We start from the raw sequence: 18,539 nt of genomic DNA, 5'->3' as shown, positions 1-18,539 counted from the left end.
AATGCGGCATCAGTTGGGCTTGCCGTGAACATGCGACTGTTGCCAGACTGCAACCGTCATGCCCCAGCCCCCCGTCATCATGGTCGCCCGGACCCTGCCCGGCCCTTGCGAGGTCCGCCTCGCCCACGAATTCGTCCTGCGCCGGCCGCCCGGCGAGGCCCCCCACGCGCCGCGCGACCTGTTGGCCGCCGCGGAAGGCTGCGAAGGTCTTCTCGTCACCGTGAGCGAGAAACTGGACCGCGCCACCATCGAAGCCCTGCCGCCCGGCATCCGCGTGATCGCCACCATGTCCGTCGGCTTCGACCATATCGACGTCGCGGCAGCCCGGGCGCGCGGCCTGATCGTCACCAACACGCCCGACGTGCTGACCGATGCCACGGCGGACCTGACCCTGCTGCTGCTGCTCGGTGCCGCGCGGCGGGCCAAGGAAGCCATGGCCCTGATCGCCGAGAACCGCTGGGGCGCCTGGTCGCCGACCGCGATGCTGGGTGTCGACATCGGCCGGCGCAGGCTGGGCATTCTCGGCCTCGGCCGGATCGGGGCGGCGGTCGCCCGCCGTGCCCGTGCCTTCGGCATGGAGGTGCATTATCACAACCGGCGCCGCGCGGCGCCGGCAGTCGAGGATGGCGCGATCTGGCACGACACGCTGGACGGCCTGCTCGCGGTCTCGGATGTTCTCGCGCTAAACGCCGCCTCGACGCCGGAGACGCGCGGCATCATCGACCGCCGCGCCCTCGCCCTGTTGCCCGAGGGGGCGATCCTGATCAATTCCGCGCGCGGCGACCTCGTCGACGACGAGGCGGTGATCGAGGCGCTGGAGAGCGGCCGCCTGCTCGCCGCCGGGCTCGACGTGTTCCGGGGCGAGCCAAAGCTCGATCCCCGTTACCGCGACCTGCCCAATGTCTTCGCCCTGCCCCATATTGGCAGCGCGACGGTGGAGACGCGGGTCGCCATGGGGATGCTCGCCATCGACAATCTCGCCGCCGTGCTGGCCGGCGATGGCCGACCGCTTACCCCGGTGACCTGAGCGCCTGTCCGAGGCGCCTCAGGGCAGGGCCGATTTCCCCGGCCGGCACGGCGGCGAAGCCGAGTTGAAGACCGGAGACGACGGCATCGCCCAGGACCGCGCGGGACAGGGGCGGTGTCACGATGCCGGCCGCCAGCGCCGCCTGCGCCGCCGCCCCGTCGTCGGCGTCGAACAGCCGGAAGGCGAGCTGGATGCCCGCCTCCGCCGGCATCAGCCGGCCGTAATCGCCGAGGTATCGCGCGCACCCCTCGACCAGGGCCGCCCGGCGTTCGGCGTAGAGCGTCCGCAGCCGCCGCAGGTGGGCGGCGAAATGCCCCTCCATCAGGAAATCGGCGAGGCAAGCCTGAACGAGCAGCGGCGGCGCGTGACCGGTGTGACGGAGGGCAGCGGCGGCGGGCGCGACGAGGGCCGGCGGCAGCAGCGCGTAACCGACGCGCAGCGCCGGTGCCAGCGCCTTGCCGAAAGTGCCGACATAGATCACCCGGCCACGCGGCGAGAGAGTGTGCAGCGGCGCCAGCGGTGGGCCGTCGAAACGGAATTCGCCGTCGTAGTCGTCCTCGATCACCCAGGCGTCCGCCGCCTCCGCCGCCTGCAGCAGGGCGAGGCGGCGCGGCAGGCTGAGGGCGACACCGGTCGGATACTGGTGGGACGGCGTCACATAGATGAAGCGGGGATCGGCGCGGCGGGCGAGGCCGGCGGCGACGTCCAGCCCCTCCCCGTCGACCGGCACCGGCACGAGGTCGAGGCCGGCGCCGACGAAGGCACCGCGCGCCCCGAGATAGCCCGGATCCTCGATCCACACCGGATCGCCCGCGTCGGCGAGCAGCCGGGCCAGCAGGTCGAGGGCGCCCTGCGCCCCCGTGGTCACCAGCACCCGTTCAGGCTCGATCGCGATGCCGCGCGCGGCGGCGACATGGCGGGCGATGGCTTCCTTCAGCGGCGGCCAGCCCGCGCCATGCTCGAAACCGAGCAATGCCGCGCTCGACTGGCGCAGGCGCCGCGCCATCAGCCGGCCCCATAGTTCGCCCGGAAACTGGTCGAGGGCGGGCAGCCCGGGCACGAAGGCACCATGGGGCCGGGCCGCCCCCCGCGCGACCGCGGCAAGGGCGCGGCCCCGCGCCGCCAGTCGGCCGGCGGGCGCCGGTTGCGGCCGATGCAGAAGCGCGGGATCGAGCCGGGCGACGATGGTGCCGGCGGCGCCCCGCGCCTCGACGAAACCGTCGGCCGCCAGCCGCTCGAACACCCCGACCACCGTGTTGCGGCCAAGGCCGAGGTCGCGCGCGAGATCACGGCTGGCCGGCAGCCGCGTGCCCGGCGCCAGCCTTCCGTCGAGAATGGCGGCACGAACCGCCTCGTAGAGCTGGCGGCCGAGCGGCTGGGTGCGGTCGAGCTTCGCCGCGATTTCGGCCACCATCTTGGCTCCCCCTTCACCTGGAACTTGGACCTTCCGACAGGGCCATGATGGCAGCACTGTCGCGGCAGGAGAAGAGCCATGACCGACAAGACCTACCCCAAGACCGAACGCACCAAACTGCACCTCCTGCCCAAGCGGGGCAGCTACGACAAGGCCGTGGTGCACGCCATCATCGACGAGGCACTGATCGCCCATGTCGGCTTCTGCGCAGCCGACGGGCGGCCGGTGGTGCTGCCGACCGCCATCGCCCGCATCGGCGAGACGCTGATCGTCCACGGCTCGGTCATCAGCCGGATGATGAAGACATTGGCGGGGGGTGTGCCGCTGTGCCTGACCGTGACCCATGTCGACGGTCTGGTGCTGGCGAAATCCGCCTTCCACCATTCGATGAACTATCGCTCGGTCACGGTCTTCGGCGAGGCCAGGGTGATCGAGGATCCGGCGGCCAAGGAAGCGGCGCTGCGCGCCCTGACCGATCACATCGCGCCTGGGCGCTGGGAACACTTGCGTCCCGTCACCGCGAAGGAAGTGAAGGCGACCACCGCCCTCGAGATCGACCTCGTGGAGGCGGTGGCCAAGGTCAGGTCCGGCCCGCCGGTGGACGATGCCGAGGACCTGGACTGGCCGGTCTTCGCCGGCGTCGTGCCGCTGCGGCTGGCACGGGACGAGCCCGTGCCGGCCTGAGCCGATCAGTCGCCCTTCATGTAGATGCTGCGGCGGGGACGGGAGATGACCCGCTGCACCATCGGCCGGAGATCCTCGATCGACATCGACTTGAAATTCGGGTCGAAACAGTTCTGGTCGAACTTCTCGCAGAATTCCGCCGTGTGCTCGAAATTCGGATGGCCGCGGAACTTCTCGCGCATGTCGCGGTCGAGGCCGAGGAAGTGGAAGAAGTAGTAACCCTGGAAGATACCGTGTTTTTCCACCATCCAGTGGTTCTGCTCGGAAACGAAGGGCTTCAGCACCGCCGCCGCGATATCGGCGTGGTTATAGCTGCCCAGCATGTCGCCCATGTCGTGGAACAGGGCGCAGACGACATATTCCTCGTCCTTGCCGGCCTGATGGGCGCGGGTCGCCGACTGCAGGCTGTGTTCCAGCCGGTCGATGGCGAAACCGCCCACTTCGTCCTTCAGCAGCTTCAGATGGTCGAGCAGGCGGTCCGCCTGCTGGGCCTGGAAGGGCAGTTCGCAGGCGATGATCTTCGCCCAGTCGTCCTCTGTGCCGTCTTCCATGCGGATGAAGGTCGCGGTATCGACCGCAATGCCGCCATCGTGAGCCATCGGGTCTCTCCTCAGTTCCGGAAGCTGGGGTCGATGCGGTCGAGCTTCCGCAGCAGGGCGTTCCACGCCAGCATGGCGAGACCGCCGATGCCGCGGCCCTGCTCCATCGTCGTCTGCTGCACGCTTTCGGGCGGGGTGATGTATTTCCCGCTGGCGAGCGCGGCGACCTGCTGGGCGCAGGCCCGCTCCAGCGTGAAGATGCGCAGCCAGGCTTCGGCGACATTGGTGCCGACGGCAAGGGTACCGTGATTGCGCAGGATCATCAGGTTCTTGGCCTTGAGGTCGGCGACCAGCCGCTCCCGTTCGTCGAGGTTGAGGGCGATGCCCTCATAGGCGTGATAGGCGATATCCTCGATCACGGTCAGGGCGTTCTGGCTGATCGGCAGCAGGCCTTCCGCGTGGCAGGACACGCCGACCCCGGCATCGGTGTGCAGATGCAGGACGCAGCCCGCGTCCTCGCGCGCGCCATGCACCGCCGAATGGATCGTATAGCCGGCCGGATTGATGAAGCTGTCGGTCTCCATCAGGATATTGCCGGCGAGATCGACCTTCACGAGGCTCGACGCCGTGATTTCCTCGAACAGATAACCGTAAGGGTTGATCAGGAAGTGATGGTCCGAATTGGGCACCCGGGCCGAGATATGGGTGAAGATCAGGTCGTCCCAGCCATTGAGGGCGACGAGCCGATAGGCGGCGGCGAGGTCGACGCGGACCTGCCATTCCTCGGGGCTGACCAGATCGCGGACACTCTGGCCCGGCTTCTTCAAGGCGACGGTCGACATGAACTCTCCCTCCTCCCGCTGTTTTCGCGGCGATCGTTTTTCCTTGTACGCGACGGCGGCACATTAGAATGTCAACAAGTTGACAGTTACCGGATGCCGCCCCGCCCATGCGCCCCGATCCCGACCGCGCCCGCCGCCTGCTGGCCACCAAAGGCTGGCTGGCGGATCAGCCCGAAGACCTGCGCCGGCAGATATTGTCGGGCGCTCACATCATGGAACGACAGCCGGGCGAATATGTCTATGCCATGGGCGATGCCCCGACCGGGATCTATGCCCTGACCTCTGGCCGGCTGAAATTCGTCAACTACCTGAGCAGCGGCCGCGAGGTCGGGACCTGGATCACCGAGCCGGTCGACTGGTTCGGCGAGGTGTCGATGTTCGACCGTCTGCCGCGCCTGCAATCGACCATCGCCCTCGACCGCTGCGTCGTGCTGCATCTGCCGGCCGCGGGTTTCGAGGCGATCGTGGCCGCCTGCCCCGCCTATTGGCGCAATTTCGGCCTGATCCTGTCGGGCCATCTGCGCACGGCCATGCGCTTTCTCGAGGATGTCGCCGCGGAGGCGAGCCATATCCGCGTCGGCCGCCTGCTGGTCATGATGGCGGCGGGAGAGAGCGAGCGCGAGGTGACGGCGGGCGTCGTCGTCGAGGTCAGCCAGGACCAGCTGGCCTCGACCACCGGCCTGTCGCGCCAGAGCGCGAACAAGGCCCTGAAGCGGCTGGAGGGCGAGGGTCTGGTCGAGCGGCGCTACGGCGCCGTGATCCTGACCGATCCCGCCCGCCTCGCCGCCCTCGGCCGCTGATCACTTCTTGCGCGGCAGGCCGAGGACCTGACCCGGGTAGATCAGGTCCGGGTCCTGGATCTGGCCCTGGTTCGCCTTGTAGATGTCGATGTAGCGCAGACCGCTGCCCAGTTGGCCCCGGGCGATGCGCCACAGGCTGTTGCCCGGCTGCACGGTGAAACTGCCCGGGCCCGCCGCGCTGGCCTCGGCAACCGGCGCCCGCTCGAACGGAACCTCGCTGCGAGAGGCGACCTTGCCATCGGCGCCGAGGACGTCGATGCGCAGCGAATAGCGGCCGGGATCGACCCCGCCCTGCAGGTTCAGGCGCCAGGTGCCGTCCGGCCCCGCCTTGGTCTCGCCCGCCGGCTTGCCGTCGAGATAGAGGCGGACCGTGGCATCCGGCGTCGCATGGCCGGTCAGGCGCGGCGCGCCATCGGCGCCATATTCGACGATGTCGAGGCCGGGGCCGCTGCTCGGCTTGTCGACGGGCGGGGAATCCGGCAGTTGCAGGGTTCGGGTAGTGCCGGCGCCATTCTGGTCCTCGCCCGTCAGTACCGCCATGGCGCCGGTGCTGCCGCCAGCCGCGACCGGCGCGTCGCCGCCCCGCTTCGGCACGTCGACGAGCAGCACGTCCTTCGAGCGCAGCACGCGACCATCGGCCAGTGTCGCCTCGAGCTTGAGTTCGAGCGAGCCCTCGGGCAGCGGCTTGTCGACGATCACGACCCAGCTGCCGTCTGCCGCCCCGGCCCTGGCGGCGCCGATGTCGGTGCCATTGCCAATGATCTTCACCTGACTGTCGCGCGCCGCGCGGCCGGCCAGCACGGCGGTGCCATCGGCGGCGATGCGGGCAAGGTCGAAGCTGGGCGGCGTTTCATCGGCCGGCGCCGGGGCTTCCGCCGTGGCGGTGGGCGCGCTGGGGCCCGGTGCCGGGACCGGCGTCGGCGCGGCCGCCGCGACGGGCGTCGTCGGCGGCGCCTCAACCGGCTTGCCGCCGTCCATGGTCGCGAGGAAACCGATCAACACGGCAATGGCGAGCGCGATGACGCCCGCCGTCAGGATACGCCGGTTGCGTCCCTCATCCGCCGATTGCTGCTCCATGATGCGAAATCACCCCGATACCACGCAAGCCCGACTGGCAACCTATCAGTTGGCGCGGCTTTTGCCATGCCTGATCGGCGCCAGCGACAGAAGATAGGCGGCGATGGCGGCGCGGTCGCCCTCGGTCAGGTGGCTGGTGCCGTCGTCGACGACTTCGGCCATGGAGCCCTGGACATTGTCGAAATCGGGTTTGGTGCCGCTGGCCAGAAGCTCCGCGATCTCGTCGCGCGACCAGCCGCCGAGGCCGGTTTCGGCATCGGGCGTGATGTTGGGCACGCGTTCTCCGTCCGGGCCATCGTTTGTCCCGGCGAGGGCAAGGGCGATCAGCGTGCCGCCGGCGGGGTTACGCGGCGTGTGGCATTCCCCGCAATGGCCGAGGGCCTGCACGAGATAGGCGCCGCGATTGACCTCGGGCGAGGCGCTGGCGCGCGGACGGAATTCGCCGGGGCGGAAGAACAGCAGCTTCCAGCCCGCCTGCAGCGCCCGGATCGAGAAGGGAAAGCCGATGTCATGGTCTTTCCGGGGCGCCGCGGCCGGCGGCAGCGAGAACAGATAGTCCTTGATGGCGAGAAGATCGGCCGGCGCCGCCTTGGTATAGGAAGCGAAGGGAAAAACCGGAAAATAATGCTCGCCCGCGGGCGATACCCCGTCCTGCAGCGCGCGCAGGAAATCGGCGTCGCTCCACCGGCCGATGCCGGTCTCCGGATCGGCGGTGATGTTCGGCGTGTAGAACGTGCCGAAGGGCGTCTTCATCGCCCGGCCACCGGCGAATGCCGCCCCGCCCGGCGCGGTGTGGCAGGCGACGCAGCCACCCGCCCGCACCAGATAGGCGCCGCGCGCGACCGTCGCCTCGTCCGCCCGGGCCGGACTTGCGAGACCGACCGCCAGCGCCGCCAGCGCCATGATCAGGCGCAAGGCCGCGCCCTCAGTCCTTCTCGGGGCCGCGGAAGACCTTGTGGCAACCGCCACAGGCGCCGCCCGTGGCGTCGATCGCGGCGCCAAGGGCGGCGGCATCGCCCGCCTTGGCCGCGGCGAGGGTGACGGCGGCGGCATCGGCGAAGGCCTTCACCTTGCCGTCCCAGCCCGCCGTGTCGGTCCAGATTTCGGGCAGGGCGCGGCTCTTGTCGGTGATCGAGCCGGCGGGGAACAGGCCGGGAATGGAAGCGGCGAAATCGACCAGCGCCTGCGCCTTCACGGCCGCATCGGGCGCCACGCTGCCCGATCTGGCTTCGCCGCCCAGCGCCTTCAGCGCGCCGCCCGCCTGTTTCATCGCCGCCTCGCGCTTCTCGACCAGATCGTCAGCCCCCGCCGCCAGGGCGACGCCGCCAAGGCCGAGGACGATGACCGCGGCCGCGAGGTAACGCGACCCGTGAAGCGCGAGCAAAGCCATGCTAAGTCTCCTCCATGGACGGCCTTTATCGGCCGTGCGATAGCGACTTTAGATCAATCGCCGCGATCCGGCCAGACGTCCGGCTCCGGCCCTGCCTGAGAGAGCCATGTCCGTCATCAACAGCCTCTGCGTCTTCTGCGGCGCCTCAACGCCGCCCGATTCCCGTTACCTCGAAGCCGCCGACCGGCTCGGCCGCATTCTGGCCGCCGAAGGCGTCGAACTCGTCTATGGCGGCGGCGCCCTCGGCCTCATGGGCACGATCGCCCGCGCCGTGCGCGACAACGGCGGCCGTGTGACCGGCATCATCCCGCATTTCCTGACCAAGCTCGAGGCGAAGCTGGAAGGCATCACCGAGACCATCGAGGTCGAGACCATGCATCAGCGCAAGCGCCTGATGTTCGAGCGCTCGGAAGCCTTCGTCGTGCTGCCCGGCGGCATGGGCACCCTCGACGAGACGGTGGAGATGATCACCTGGGCCCAGCTGCAGCTGCACAAAAAGCCGATCATGCTGGTCGACGTGCTCGGCTACTGGCAGCCCTTCATGGGCCTCGTCGAGCATGTCATCGGCACCGGCTTCGCCCGGCCCAATACCCGCGATTTCCTGACCCTGGTGCCGGATGTGGACTCCGTGCTGCCCACCCTCGCCCGTCTCGCCATCGAGAAGGGCCCGCAGACCATGCCGGTGGCCGAGTAATTCAGGGGTTTAGACATTTGGGGGGCTGAACAGGGTTCGCCCCTTGTGTATGGTGCGGCGCATAACACGCCTAACGGAAGGAATGGGTTGCATGGTAGCCAAGATCAAGGTCGCCAATCCGGTCGTGGAGCTCGACGGCGACGAGATGACCCGGATCATCTGGGCCTTCATCAAGAACAAGCTGATCCTTCCCTACCTCGATCTGCCGATCCAGTATTTCGACCTCGGCATCGAGCATCGCGACGCCACCAACGACCAGGTGACGATCGACAGCGCGAACGCGATCAAGGCGGTCGGCGTCGGCATCAAATGCGCGACCATCACCCCCGACGAAGCCCGCGTCGAGGAATTCAAGCTGAAGAAGATGTGGAAGTCGCCGAACGGCACCATCCGCAACATCCTCGGCGGCGTGATCTTCCGCGAGCCCATCATCTGCAAGAACGTGCCGCGTCTCGTCCCCGGCTGGACCAAGCCGATCGTGGTCGGCCGTCATGCCTTCGGCGACCAGTACCGCGCGACCGATTTCAAGGTGCCCGGCAAGGGCAAGCTGACGATCAAATTCGTCGGTGAGGACGGCACGGTGATTGAGCACGACGTGTTCGACTTCCCCGGCGCCGGCGTCACCATGGCGATGTATAACCTCGACGAGTCGATCCGCGACTTCGCCCGGGCCTCGCTGAACTACGGCCTGCTGCGCAAGTGGCCGGTCTATCTCTCGACGAAGAACACGATCCTCAAGGCCTATGACGGCCGCTTCAAGGACATCTTCGAGGAGATCTACCAGGCCGAGTTCAAGGCGCAGTTCGACGCCGCCGGCATCGTCTACGAACACCGCCTGATCGACGACATGGTCGCCTCCGCCCTGAAGTGGGAAGGCGGCTATGTCTGGGCCTGCAAGAACTACGATGGCGACGTGCAGTCGGACACCGTCGCGCAGGGCTTCGGCTCGCTCGGCCTGATGACCTCGGTCCTGATGACGCCGGACGGCCAGATCGTCGAGGCGGAAGCCGCCCACGGCACGGTCACCCGTCACTACCGCGAGCATCAGAAGGGCAAGGCGACCTCGACCAACCCGATCGCCTCGATCTTCGCCTGGACCGGCGGCCTGAAGCACCGCGCCAAGCTCGACGACAACGGCGACCTCGCCCGCTTCGCGGCGGCCCTCGAGGAAGTCTGCGTCGAGACGGTCGAAGCCGGCCAGATGACCAAGGACCTCGCCATCCTGATCAGCAAGGACCAGCCCTGGCTGACCACCGAGGCCTTCCTCGACGCCCTCGACCAGAACCTGCAGAAGAAGCTGGCGTAAGCCTCAGCTTCATCGGCGACAGAGACGCCCGCTCCTGAAAGGGGGCGGGCGTTTTTATTGGTGGGGTGAGGAAGCCGCGTCGGATGCTCCATCGAGTATAGCGTCCCTGGAACTCAAGCATAGTATCTGGTATTGACAGAATTACTTTTGGGAGGTGGCGGCGAGACTATTGGAAACAGCGAGCTGGCGATTTAGAGTGAGGAGCGAAGTCATGGCGATCGATGATCTTTTCGAGGCGTTTAAAATTATTGATAATAATTCCGAATACTCACATTTTAGTGGAAAAAAGACGGATTCATTGATTTTTTCCGCTGAGGCGGCGCTCGGGGTTTCGTTCCCGGAAAGTTATAAATTGTTCTTGAGGAAATATGGCTGCGGTAGTGCCTTTGGCGAGGAATTTTACGGAATAGCGAAAAACGACTTAATTAACTCTACTATTCCAGACGCGATTTGGTTAACGCTTCGACAGCGTAGTGTTGATTGCGTACCGAGTCGCTTCGTATTTGTCTATGGCTTTGGCGATGGTTCCTACGCTGTGTTGGATTGTGGGCAAGGCAGTAGCCGAGGGGAAGTCGTTTTTTGGGAGCCGGGAGCTTCAACGGCTTCAGATCGTCTGGAAATTCTGGCGCAGGATTTTGGTGAGTTCATGCTCTCTGTGTTGAAAAATGCTTCTGAAGATTCCGAGGTGAAGGATTCATAGGAAATTATTTAGATTGGGGGTTTGAGATCAGGGCGCTCATATGAGCTGGGAAATTACGGGGACGCTATACTGAATTAGATGGCTGAGCCGTACCATTCAATTATGCACAGCACCTCATTGACCTTTACATCCAATTACATATAGCGTCCCTGGAATCCTTTTTGTTGAGGGGGGATGGACGACGATCCGCAGCATTGGCCAGTGGGGAAATCGGAGTGAAAGACGTCATCGTGGCGGCCATCCTGCTGATCGGTGCGCCGCTTGTCGGACGGGAACTGGTGCATGGCCTTCGCACGGGAATCATGAAAGCCGTCGGCGTGCCTTATGCGACCTATAATCGCGCCAGGCAGCCCTTCCTGTTCTGGCTGGCGGCCGCGTACAACGGCGCGATCTGCACCGGGAGTATTGTGTTGCTGATAGTCAAGGGATTGTGAGCCACGTCATGTTCGAATTTTGTATAGAAGTATACATTAACATCCGAACCAAAGTTAAAAGTTTAATAAACTAAATCTTCACACCCGTAGAATGAATATATATCTTCATCAATTATACAGGATTTGGATCCACTTTCTGATGGCCACATGCCCCATCCTCCGTCGCGCAATATTGCCGGTCCTGGTCCTGGTCCCGGTCCTGGCTCTGCTCGGGGCGTGGCTCGCCGAAACCCTCGCCGACGACGGCGGCGCACGGCGGGAGATCGCCGGTATCACCTATCGCGTCCCCGCCGCTTTCCATGTGCGCCCTCAGGAAGGCAATGCCCTCTTCATTCAGCTCTCCCTGCCCGATTGGGGCCCCCTTGATGAAGATCGGCCTGGCTGGGACGACAACGTCAATATTCTGATCGAGGAAGGGATTAATAGCATCCCACAGCTATGGGATGACCTTTGGTCCGCAGTGCCCGGTGAAAACATTGGCGGCATCCGCGAGCGCGTCACGCGCATCTATCGGATCGAGCCGAATCTGACAGTAAAAGAAATTTCGCTCGGCCGGGACATCGTCATCCCCGATCAAGATTTGACGACTTTTCCTATCGGCATAATGCGTTGCTGGCGACCACAGCCCGACCTTCCGAATGCATCGTGTGCACTCCTTTTCGACCGCGATGGCCAACGCTGGAAAGTCACTTTTGGACGGGACCGGATGAGGGATTTTTCGATCTTCAAACAACAAGCGGCCCAAACAATCGACTTATTTAGGGAAAAGTAAAATGAGCACTTTGACAGAATCACAAATTAACGAACTATACAACATCGCCCACAGTGGGGAATCGGAAGCGCGCATCGAATATTATTCGAAATTGTCTGAATATGGGATTCAGTACGGAAATCTCGCGATTGGCGTTGTGCTGAACGATCAAATATCTGGCCGAATTGCAACATGGAAGTTACGGGAAATTACGGGAAAATTACGGGGACGCTATACTGAATTAGATGGCTGAGCGGTACCATTCAATTATGCACAGCACCTCATTGACCTTTACATCCAATTACATATAGCGTCCCCGGAATCTCAGGGGTGCGCTCCACCACACTCCAGTATCATCCAATTATATGGCGGCCTCATATTTCACCCGTGCTCATGCGTCATCAATAGCATAGCGGATCAGTCGTTCGCATACGGTCTCGCTCACATCATCTGGCGCGTCGAGATCGTCGAGGAAATCGCGAGCGATGAACCCTTCGAGAAAATAGGCGTAGGGCTTTCCGGATTGGATGATTGGATCAGTCGTGCCCGGCGGCTCGCTGGAGAGAAGCGCATCTGCATCGGCACTCCATGGCCCCACTGCATAAATTGTCTCGTCTTCCGACCAGTCGCGCTGAAAGCGCAACACTTCTCGCAAGTTCATTCAGCCCCCTCCCACATCACTTCATGGCTGCTGAAGCCGTACGAAAGCCGGCGGATCTTTGAGTTCACTAGCTAGTGAAACTGCTGGCGGATGAGTTCAAACACCGCCCTTGCATTTTCGATGGCATAGAATTGCGGAACTGTGTCGAGCACGGGCAAAATCTGAGCGCGGCCACCGAACTGTCCGGACACACAGGAACCAAAGCGGATCGTGCCGCGGCCATCAGATCGCTCATCCAGCTCCAATGTCGGCAACTTCTGTATATCGAGAGATTTCAGCTCGGCGAAAGGCCCCTGCCTGACAATCATCACACGCTGGTCGGTCACCCGATAAAACAGCCTGCGACGGATGTAAGCATCTGCCCAGAAGCGCCCGAACAAGATGAAAAACCCCACAACCAGAAACGGCAACCCGAACAATTGGAACAGCAATGACGAACCATCCTTCCACGCCATGGCATTCCAGAAAACGGCAAAGCCTGTCCAGAAGAGCGAGAAGGGAATAAGAATAAAATCCTTCGGCCCAAGAACCAGGCCGGCGATCGGCTGCCCTTCCCACAATACCCGCTCGCCCGCCAGCAGTGTGCGATCCATCTGACTCTCCGCTGGTTTTATCTCCAGTGGACCGTACCCTTTGCGTTACAACCAGGGACAGTCCCGCATGAACGAGAACACTGGCATCGGTGTTTCGTAGACGCCATATTCATTTTGAATGATATGGGCACCATTCAATTAACTATAGCGTCCCTGAAATTCCCCTTATCACCTAGCCGGTGTTTACATCACAGTTAGATATAGCGTCCCCTTATCACCCAGTTAGATATAGCGTCCCCTTATCACCTCCCCTTATCACCGCGTCCCCTTATCACCCGTTAAATGTAAGCGCGGCGACTCTGGGTAACACTATCAACTATGACCCAATGATGCCGGACGACCAATCCCCGGAAAACCCCGCTCATACCGTTGGCCAACACGAATATCAGCATACAATACAGGGGCAAATTCTTGGGCCGATATATTTGCCAGCCGCTATACTCAGCCTATTTGTTGGAACTGTTGTGAATGGTGACTCGCATGAACCAGCAAGTTTTATGGAAGGTGTCCCGCAATCATATCCGCCAAAACCATGGCAGAAAGATGGTAAGGCGAAATGTAACGATTAAAATTTTTTCCTTTTTTCTCTGTTCGACTGCGATTGCGAGTTGTAGAGAATGGAAAAGTTACTTACTTCGTGACGAGAATGGGCGTGAAGTTGCATGCTCGACTGGGCGTGGAAGCTTGTCTCCTGAAGATATTCAGCGTCTGCACGGATGTATAAGGACATGTGAAGCGCATGGATTCGTGCTGATTTCCCCCGACGCCGTGCCTGCGCCAGTGGCATTTATACAAGGTGCCGTCCCTCCATCAGTTCCAGCGGCCTGTCAGTAAATTTGTTAGGGAAATTCGGGGGCGCTATACTAAATAGTGGTGTAGGATCCACGAGGTCAATGTCGCCGAGACAGCCTGGGGCGTGTGTCGAAGACGGTGTCGGCGTCGGAGCAGGGCCTCTATTACTACGACTATACGGGAATTATGGGGACGCCATACTCAACTTCGGCACCACCTCCCGGTACAAACCGGGTACGCAGGAATCGCCCCCACCCAAGCGTTTCAGTCGGTGGAGGCTGGGGCCTTCCGGATCGGAGTCTGTTCCGATGACACGCCTGTCCTTGCGCAAGAGCTTGATCGTGTTGGTCGCCCTGGGCGCGCTCGCCCCGGTGCTGGGTGGCTGCGTCGTCTATGACGAGCGCGGCTATCGCCATGAGCCGCCTGCCTATTATGTGCCCGGACATTGGGACCGCGAGGGGTTCTGGGTGCCCGGTCGCTACCGCTGACGGCGGCGGCGCGGCGGGCGCGCCCCAAAGCCGGCTGGACCGCCGCCGCAATCCGTGGCTCACTCTGCTCTGTCCCATGGTCGGCGCGCGGTGCCAGGGGGGTGATCGCGCGGCCGGCCGTGACAGAAGTGAAGATTAATGCCGGCACTCGACATCTATCTGATCAAGCCGACCCGTTACGACGACGACGGCTATCCCATTCAATGGTGGCGGTCGGTGCTGCCGTCGAATTCCATGGCCTGCCTTTCCGGCATCGTGCAGGACGCGGCCGAGCGGCAGGTGCTGGGGCCGGATGTCGACATCCGCCAATACTGGCTGGACGAGACCAACACCAAGATCGACCCCGCGCGCATCATGAAGGCAGCGAAAAGGCGCGGCGCCCGGCTGCTGGTGTTCATGGTCGGCGTGCAGAGCAACATGTTCCCGCGCGCGGTCGATCTGGCCCGGCCCTTCCGGGCGGCCGGCGTGCCCGTGTGCATCGGCGGCTTTCACGTCTCGGGCATTCTCGCCATGCTGAAGACCCTCCCGCCCGACATCCTTGAGGCGCAGGGTCTTGGCATCTCCCTCTTCGCCGGCGAGGCGGAGGACGGGCATATCGACCCGGTGATCCGCGACGGCTATGCCGGCACGCTGGCCCCGCTCTACGACTTCCTGAAGGATCAGCCCAATCTCGCGGGGGCGCCGCAGCCCATCGTCGAGAAGCGCGAGCTGGGCCGCCTGCTCTACCGCATGTCGACCGCCGACCTCGGCCGGGGCTGCCCGTTCGAATGTTCCTTCTGCACCATCATCAACGTGCAGGGCCGGAAAAGCCGGTTCCGGACCCCCGACGATCTCGAGGCGATCATCCGGCGCAATGTCGCGGGCGGCATTACCGGCTTCTTCCTGACGGACGACAATTTCGCCCGCAACCGCAACTGGGAGCCCCTGCTCGACCGCATGATCGCCCTGCGCAAGGAAGGCATCGCGGTCCACCTGCTGATCCAGGTCGATACGCTGGCCCACAAGATCCCGAATTTCATCGAGAAATGCGTCGCGGCTGGCGCCGACCAGATCTTCATCGGCCTTGAGAGCATCAATGCCGACAGTCTCGAGGCCAGCAAGAAGCGCCAGAACCGGGTCGAGGATTACCGCGAGATGTTCCTCGCCTGGAAGCAGCATCCGGTGCTGATCACCTGCGGTTACATCATCGGCTTCCCGCACGACACCAGGGATTCGATCCTGCGCGACATCGAAACGATCAAGACGCAGCTGCCGATCGACTTCCTCTACATGAATTATCTCACGCCGCTGCCAGGCTGCGAGGATCACAAGAAGCTGCTGGATGCCGGGGTGTGGATGGACCCGGACATGGCGAAATACGACCTGAACCATCGGGTCACCCATCATCCGATCATGTCGGACGCGGACTGGGAGGAAGCCTTCCGCGCCGCCCACCTCAGCTTCTACGATTTCGAGCATATCCGCCGGATCATGAAGCGGATGCTGGCGCTGCGCATCCACCGCCCCAACATGCTGCTGCACCGGATGCTGGGCTATCGCGAGGCCGTGCTGTCGGAAGGCGTCGCCATGCTCGAATCCGGCATCATCCGCGTCCGCCGCCGCCGCCAGCGCCGCCACGGCCTGCCGCTGGAAAGCGCCCTCGTCTTCTATCCGCGTTTCATCTGGCAATCGCTCCGGGGCACGGCGCGCATGTGGTCGGTCTATGGCCGGCTGAAGCTGATGATGCGCAAGGCGCGCCGGGCGCCCGACCGTCTCGACTATGTCGACGACGCCATCCGGCACGATGACGTGGCCGCGAACGAGGCTTTCGTGGCCTCCACCCGGACCACCGCCTATGCCCGGCGCCGGGCGGAAACGGCCCAGCGCGCCAAGGCGAACTGAGCGGGACGGCGCCACCCGTAGCGGTGGGCGCCGCCCCGCCCCCCCATCCTCAGGGTAGATCATCGGCACATAAGCGCCCGCCATGGGCGCGGCCCGATTGAGAAAAAGATCGCCGCCGCAACGCTTTGAGGCAAAGACTGACCGTCTGTCACCCGGACGGGTGATGATTCCATTTCAATCCCGCCGCACATTGCGAACTCGCTCGATTTGGTTTCCATTCCGACCGGGTTCCCCCTGCGCGGCACCGCAGCGAAGGCTTTCCACCTTCGCGAACAGGCCTCCGCAGTCGCGCAAGGGCAGCGCGGCACGGCCCCGGCGAGATGGCAACCGATTCAGAGGTTCGCCACGAATTTCATCGCCACAGAAAACAACCGCAGATGGTTCAGTCACTTCTCAAGATTCTGGCGCATATCTATGCCACCTCGCATGACGCCCGGCACTGGGCCTTCATCCTGGGCCAGATATCCGAATCCTATAGGGCCAGGGGGGCCTGTCTCTACACGGCGACTCGCGATTCCGTCCGGTGGCTGGCGTCGGAGACGATCGAGCCCCTGATGTCGGTGTTTTTCGGCGACGGCCGGTGGCGCTCCGATCCCTGGCTGGCGCGGGCGCGTGAAAAGCAACTGCCGGGCTTCCTCAGCGAAGGCGACCTGCTTTCGGACCAGGAACGTCGCGCCAGCCCGCTTTACAGCGATGTTCTGGCCCGGGACCATATCGCGGAAACCGTCGGCGCCCTGTTCCCTCTCCCCAACGGTGAAATCGCCGTCCTGCGGCTGTTCTACGGCGACGAACAATCCCAGCCCACCCTGAACGATCGCCACAGCCTGGAGCGGCTGCGCCCCCATATCGAGCGCAGTCTGGTGCTGTCGACGCAGGCCGGCACGCAGCAGGCACAGGCGACGACGAATGCCCTTGAAGCCATGGGCCTGCCCGCGGCGGTGCTCGACGGCGATGGCCGGGTTCTGGCGGTCAATCCGGCGATGGAATCACTGCGCCCCACCATCGCCGTCAATCGGCCGAGTGGACGCATCGCCATCGCTGACGAGACCGCGCAACGCGCCTTCGATCTGGCGCTGTCCGGCGCCATCGAGGGCAGCCTGGAGCGATCCTCGGCCCTGCCGCTTCGCGCCCCGGGCAAGCCGCCGCTGGTGCTCCACCTGATCGCGCTGCCCCATGATCGCCGCGATTTCTTCCCCTCGTCCGCGGCGATGCTGACGGCGGTTCCGGTCGGGCCGCTCAGCGCCCCGTCCTCCGCCTTTCTTCAGGCGCTGTTCGCCCTGACCCCGGCCGAGGCGCGGGTCGCCCAGGGGTTGGCCGAAGGCAAGACGCTGGAGGATCTGGCGACCCTGCTCAATGTTTCGCGCGAGACGCTGCGCACCCAATTGCGCAGCGTCTTCGCCAAGACCGGGGCAAAGCGTCAGGCCGAACTGGCGACCATGCTGGCGAGTGCGTCGTTCCTGCTCGGCCGGCAGCCCGAGGGCGACGAGCCGAAGCCGGACACGCCCGGCACCGGCAAAGCTAGCGACCGCGCGCGGCGAAAGCCGAGATCGCCTCGGTGATGCCGTCGCCGCCCCCTTCGGCGGCGGCCGGCGCGATCAGCCCCCACTTGCTGTCCAGGGCGCCCGAAGGCACGTCGTTTTCCTGCCGGATGGTCGCGACCCCGTCTTGGCCCGGCGCCGAGACCTGCCACAGCAGCACGACATGGTCCCGGGTTTCCTTGCGCGTGACCTCGACCCGGCCGCGGATCGACAGGATGTCCGGACCTTCGGCATCGACGACAACGAGCCCCCGACGCGCAAGATCCCGCTCGAGCGCGAGAGCAAGCGCCCGATTGCCGTCGCCGGGCGCCCCCTCGACACCGACGACCCGGACGCGGGTGCCGCCCTGCGCCATTGTCGCCTCCCCGTCGGGCAGCGCGACAATGGCCGACGCCACCGCGGCAGCCAGACGCTCCAGCCCCGCCCGGTCGAGCTGCTCGACAGGCGCGTCCAGGGGCACGGCCTTGTCGATGATGGCCAGACCGTCGGGTCCGACCATCCGGGCACGCAGGCTGTCGCCTTCGACAGCGGTCTGCAGCAGATAGGTCGATGCCCCGGCACTGCGCGTGGCGGCCAGCACGTCCCGCGCGACAAGAGCATCGACGATCGCTGTCGCCAGCCGAATCGGCAGGCCGTCGACGGTTGCCGGCAGGCCTTGCGTCGGCACGACGAGCACGGGCGCCCCGGCCAGTACCGGCACGGTCCCCAGACGGGTGAAGGGGACGACGAGTGTCGGCGGCGGCTTGCGCTCCCGCGAGAACCAGGACGGTCGGTCACGGGAACAGGCCGAAAGCGCCAGCATCAGCATAATCGACAGGCAAAGCCGCCAGGCCATCGACGGGTCCTCGAAATCGGGCGGGCCGATGCCGGAGCAGCCGGCGCCTCGCGTCCACCTGATCGCATAGAGCCGCGATGGCCAAACCGCAAG

Annotated in this window: 21 protein-coding genes; 12 read left to right on the top strand and 9 right to left on the bottom strand. The window is 64.4% G+C overall.

All coding sequences use genetic code 11. The features are described from left to right. Window positions 1-58 precede the first annotated feature (58 nt). Entirely contained in the window at window positions 59-1,027 is a 969-nt protein-coding gene (locus DKG74_RS10775; protein WP_109905570.1) for a 2-hydroxyacid dehydrogenase, read from the top strand. On the opposite strand, the gene pdxR is transcribed toward DKG74_RS10775, so the two are convergent. After that, entirely contained in the window at window positions 1,011-2,441 is a 1,431-nt protein-coding gene (gene pdxR, locus DKG74_RS10770; protein WP_165837637.1) for a MocR-like pyridoxine biosynthesis transcription factor PdxR, read from the bottom strand. The two genes, DKG74_RS10775 and pdxR, sit on opposite strands and share 17 nt — an antisense overlap. Window positions 2,442-2,519: 78 nt before the next feature. On the opposite strand from pdxR, the gene DKG74_RS10765 reads away from it, so the two are divergent. Beyond that, window positions 2,520-3,125 (top strand): pyridoxamine 5'-phosphate oxidase family protein, encoded by a 606-nt coding sequence (locus DKG74_RS10765; protein WP_109905770.1) that lies wholly within the window; start codon window positions 2,520-2,522, stop codon window positions 3,123-3,125. A 5-nt stretch (window positions 3,126-3,130) separates the two neighbouring features. Here DKG74_RS10765 and DKG74_RS10760 read toward each other — a convergent pair whose 3' ends face one another. Both DKG74_RS10760 and DKG74_RS10755 read right to left on the bottom strand, forming a co-directional pair. Beyond that, entirely contained in the window at window positions 3,131-3,724 is a 594-nt protein-coding gene (locus DKG74_RS10760) for an HD domain-containing protein (RefSeq protein ID WP_109905566.1), read from the bottom strand. A gap of 11 nt (window positions 3,725-3,735) precedes the next feature. Next, window positions 3,736-4,506 (bottom strand): class II aldolase/adducin family protein, encoded by a 771-nt coding sequence (locus tag DKG74_RS10755; RefSeq protein WP_109905564.1) that lies wholly within the window; start codon window positions 4,504-4,506, stop codon window positions 3,736-3,738. 107 nt (window positions 4,507-4,613) lie between these two features. Here DKG74_RS10755 and DKG74_RS10750 point away from each other — a divergent pair, with 107 nt between their 5' ends. Next, entirely contained in the window at window positions 4,614-5,306 is a 693-nt protein-coding gene (locus DKG74_RS10750; RefSeq protein WP_109905562.1) for a Crp/Fnr family transcriptional regulator, read from the top strand. Here DKG74_RS10750 and DKG74_RS10745 read toward each other — a convergent pair whose 3' ends face one another. From DKG74_RS10745 to DKG74_RS10730, 3 genes are read right to left on the bottom strand one after another with little or no spacing between them, the layout of a single operon-like run. Beyond that, window positions 5,307-6,383, bottom strand: a complete 1,077-nt coding sequence (locus tag DKG74_RS10745) for a LysM peptidoglycan-binding domain-containing protein (protein ID WP_165837636.1) — start codon at window positions 6,381-6,383, stop codon at window positions 5,307-5,309. 45 nt (window positions 6,384-6,428) lie between these two features. Continuing rightward, window positions 6,429-7,298 carry a c-type cytochrome gene (locus DKG74_RS10735; protein ID WP_207779318.1) on the bottom strand — a complete coding sequence of 290 codons (870 nt, stop codon included), beginning with the start codon at window positions 7,296-7,298 and terminating at the stop codon, window positions 6,429-6,431. A gap of 10 nt (window positions 7,299-7,308) precedes the next feature. Continuing rightward, complete coding sequence (locus tag DKG74_RS10730; RefSeq protein WP_109905556.1) at window positions 7,309-7,773, bottom strand: c-type cytochrome; 465 nt, start codon at window positions 7,771-7,773, stop codon at window positions 7,309-7,311. A 106-nt stretch (window positions 7,774-7,879) separates the two neighbouring features. On the opposite strand from DKG74_RS10730, the gene DKG74_RS10725 reads away from it, so the two are divergent. From DKG74_RS10725 to DKG74_RS21495, 6 genes are all read left to right on the top strand, one after another. Then, window positions 7,880-8,467: an LOG family protein gene (locus DKG74_RS10725; protein WP_109905554.1), complete on the top strand. Its 588-nt coding sequence runs from the start codon at window positions 7,880-7,882 to the stop codon at window positions 8,465-8,467. Between the two features lie 91 nt (window positions 8,468-8,558). Next, window positions 8,559-9,773, top strand: coding sequence for an NADP-dependent isocitrate dehydrogenase (locus tag DKG74_RS10720; protein ID WP_109905552.1), 1,215 nt, complete (start codon window positions 8,559-8,561; stop codon window positions 9,771-9,773). Window positions 9,774-9,984: 211 nt separating this feature from the next. Next, window positions 9,985-10,473 carry an SMI1/KNR4 family protein gene (locus DKG74_RS10715; protein ID WP_109905550.1) on the top strand — a complete coding sequence of 163 codons (489 nt, stop codon included), beginning with the start codon at window positions 9,985-9,987 and terminating at the stop codon, window positions 10,471-10,473. Window positions 10,474-10,688: 215 nt separating this feature from the next. Continuing rightward, window positions 10,689-10,907: a hypothetical protein gene (locus DKG74_RS10710; RefSeq protein ID WP_109905548.1), complete on the top strand. Its 219-nt coding sequence runs from the start codon at window positions 10,689-10,691 to the stop codon at window positions 10,905-10,907. Window positions 10,908-11,046: 139 nt separating this feature from the next. Next, a complete protein-coding gene (locus DKG74_RS10705) occupies window positions 11,047-11,679 on the top strand; it encodes a hypothetical protein (RefSeq protein ID WP_133251560.1) in 633 nt (210 codons plus the stop codon). 1 nt (window position 11,680) lies between these two features. Further along, window positions 11,681-11,911 (top strand): hypothetical protein, encoded by a 231-nt coding sequence (locus DKG74_RS21495; protein WP_133251559.1) that lies wholly within the window; start codon window positions 11,681-11,683, stop codon window positions 11,909-11,911. Between the two features lie 138 nt (window positions 11,912-12,049). On the opposite strand, the gene DKG74_RS10700 is transcribed toward DKG74_RS21495, so the two are convergent. Together DKG74_RS10700 and DKG74_RS10695 are read right to left on the bottom strand one after the other, a co-directional pair. After that, window positions 12,050-12,319, bottom strand: a complete 270-nt coding sequence (locus DKG74_RS10700) for a hypothetical protein (RefSeq protein WP_109905544.1) — start codon at window positions 12,317-12,319, stop codon at window positions 12,050-12,052. Between the two features lie 71 nt (window positions 12,320-12,390). Then, window positions 12,391-12,912 carry a hypothetical protein gene (locus tag DKG74_RS10695; protein WP_109905542.1) on the bottom strand — a complete coding sequence of 174 codons (522 nt, stop codon included), beginning with the start codon at window positions 12,910-12,912 and terminating at the stop codon, window positions 12,391-12,393. 1,100 nt (window positions 12,913-14,012) lie between these two features. Here DKG74_RS10695 and DKG74_RS10690 point away from each other — a divergent pair. The 3 genes from DKG74_RS10690 to DKG74_RS10680 all read left to right on the top strand — a co-directional run bounded on the left by DKG74_RS10690 (window position 14,013) and on the right by DKG74_RS10680 (window position 17,632). Then, window positions 14,013-14,192 carry a hypothetical protein gene (locus DKG74_RS10690; protein ID WP_109905540.1) on the top strand — a complete coding sequence of 60 codons (180 nt, stop codon included), beginning with the start codon at window positions 14,013-14,015 and terminating at the stop codon, window positions 14,190-14,192. 138 nt (window positions 14,193-14,330) lie between these two features. Further along, window positions 14,331-16,073 (top strand): B12-binding domain-containing radical SAM protein, encoded by a 1,743-nt coding sequence (locus tag DKG74_RS10685; RefSeq protein WP_109905538.1) that lies wholly within the window; start codon window positions 14,331-14,333, stop codon window positions 16,071-16,073. A 377-nt stretch (window positions 16,074-16,450) separates the two neighbouring features. Continuing rightward, window positions 16,451-17,632, top strand: a complete 1,182-nt coding sequence (locus tag DKG74_RS10680; protein WP_165837635.1) for a helix-turn-helix transcriptional regulator — start codon at window positions 16,451-16,453, stop codon at window positions 17,630-17,632. On the opposite strand, the gene DKG74_RS10675 is transcribed toward DKG74_RS10680, so the two are convergent. Continuing rightward, window positions 17,592-18,446, bottom strand: a complete 855-nt coding sequence (locus tag DKG74_RS10675; protein ID WP_109905534.1) for a hypothetical protein — start codon at window positions 18,444-18,446, stop codon at window positions 17,592-17,594. The genes DKG74_RS10680 and DKG74_RS10675 overlap by 41 nt on opposite strands. Between the last annotated feature and the right edge of the window lie 93 nt (window positions 18,447-18,539).

The sequence above is a fragment of the Zavarzinia aquatilis genome (assembly GCF_003173035.1).
Lineage (GTDB): Bacteria > Pseudomonadota > Alphaproteobacteria > Zavarziniales > Zavarziniaceae > Zavarzinia > Zavarzinia aquatilis.
The sequence above is the reverse complement of the archived record's forward strand: the minus strand, read 5'-3'. Positions and strand labels throughout refer to the sequence as shown.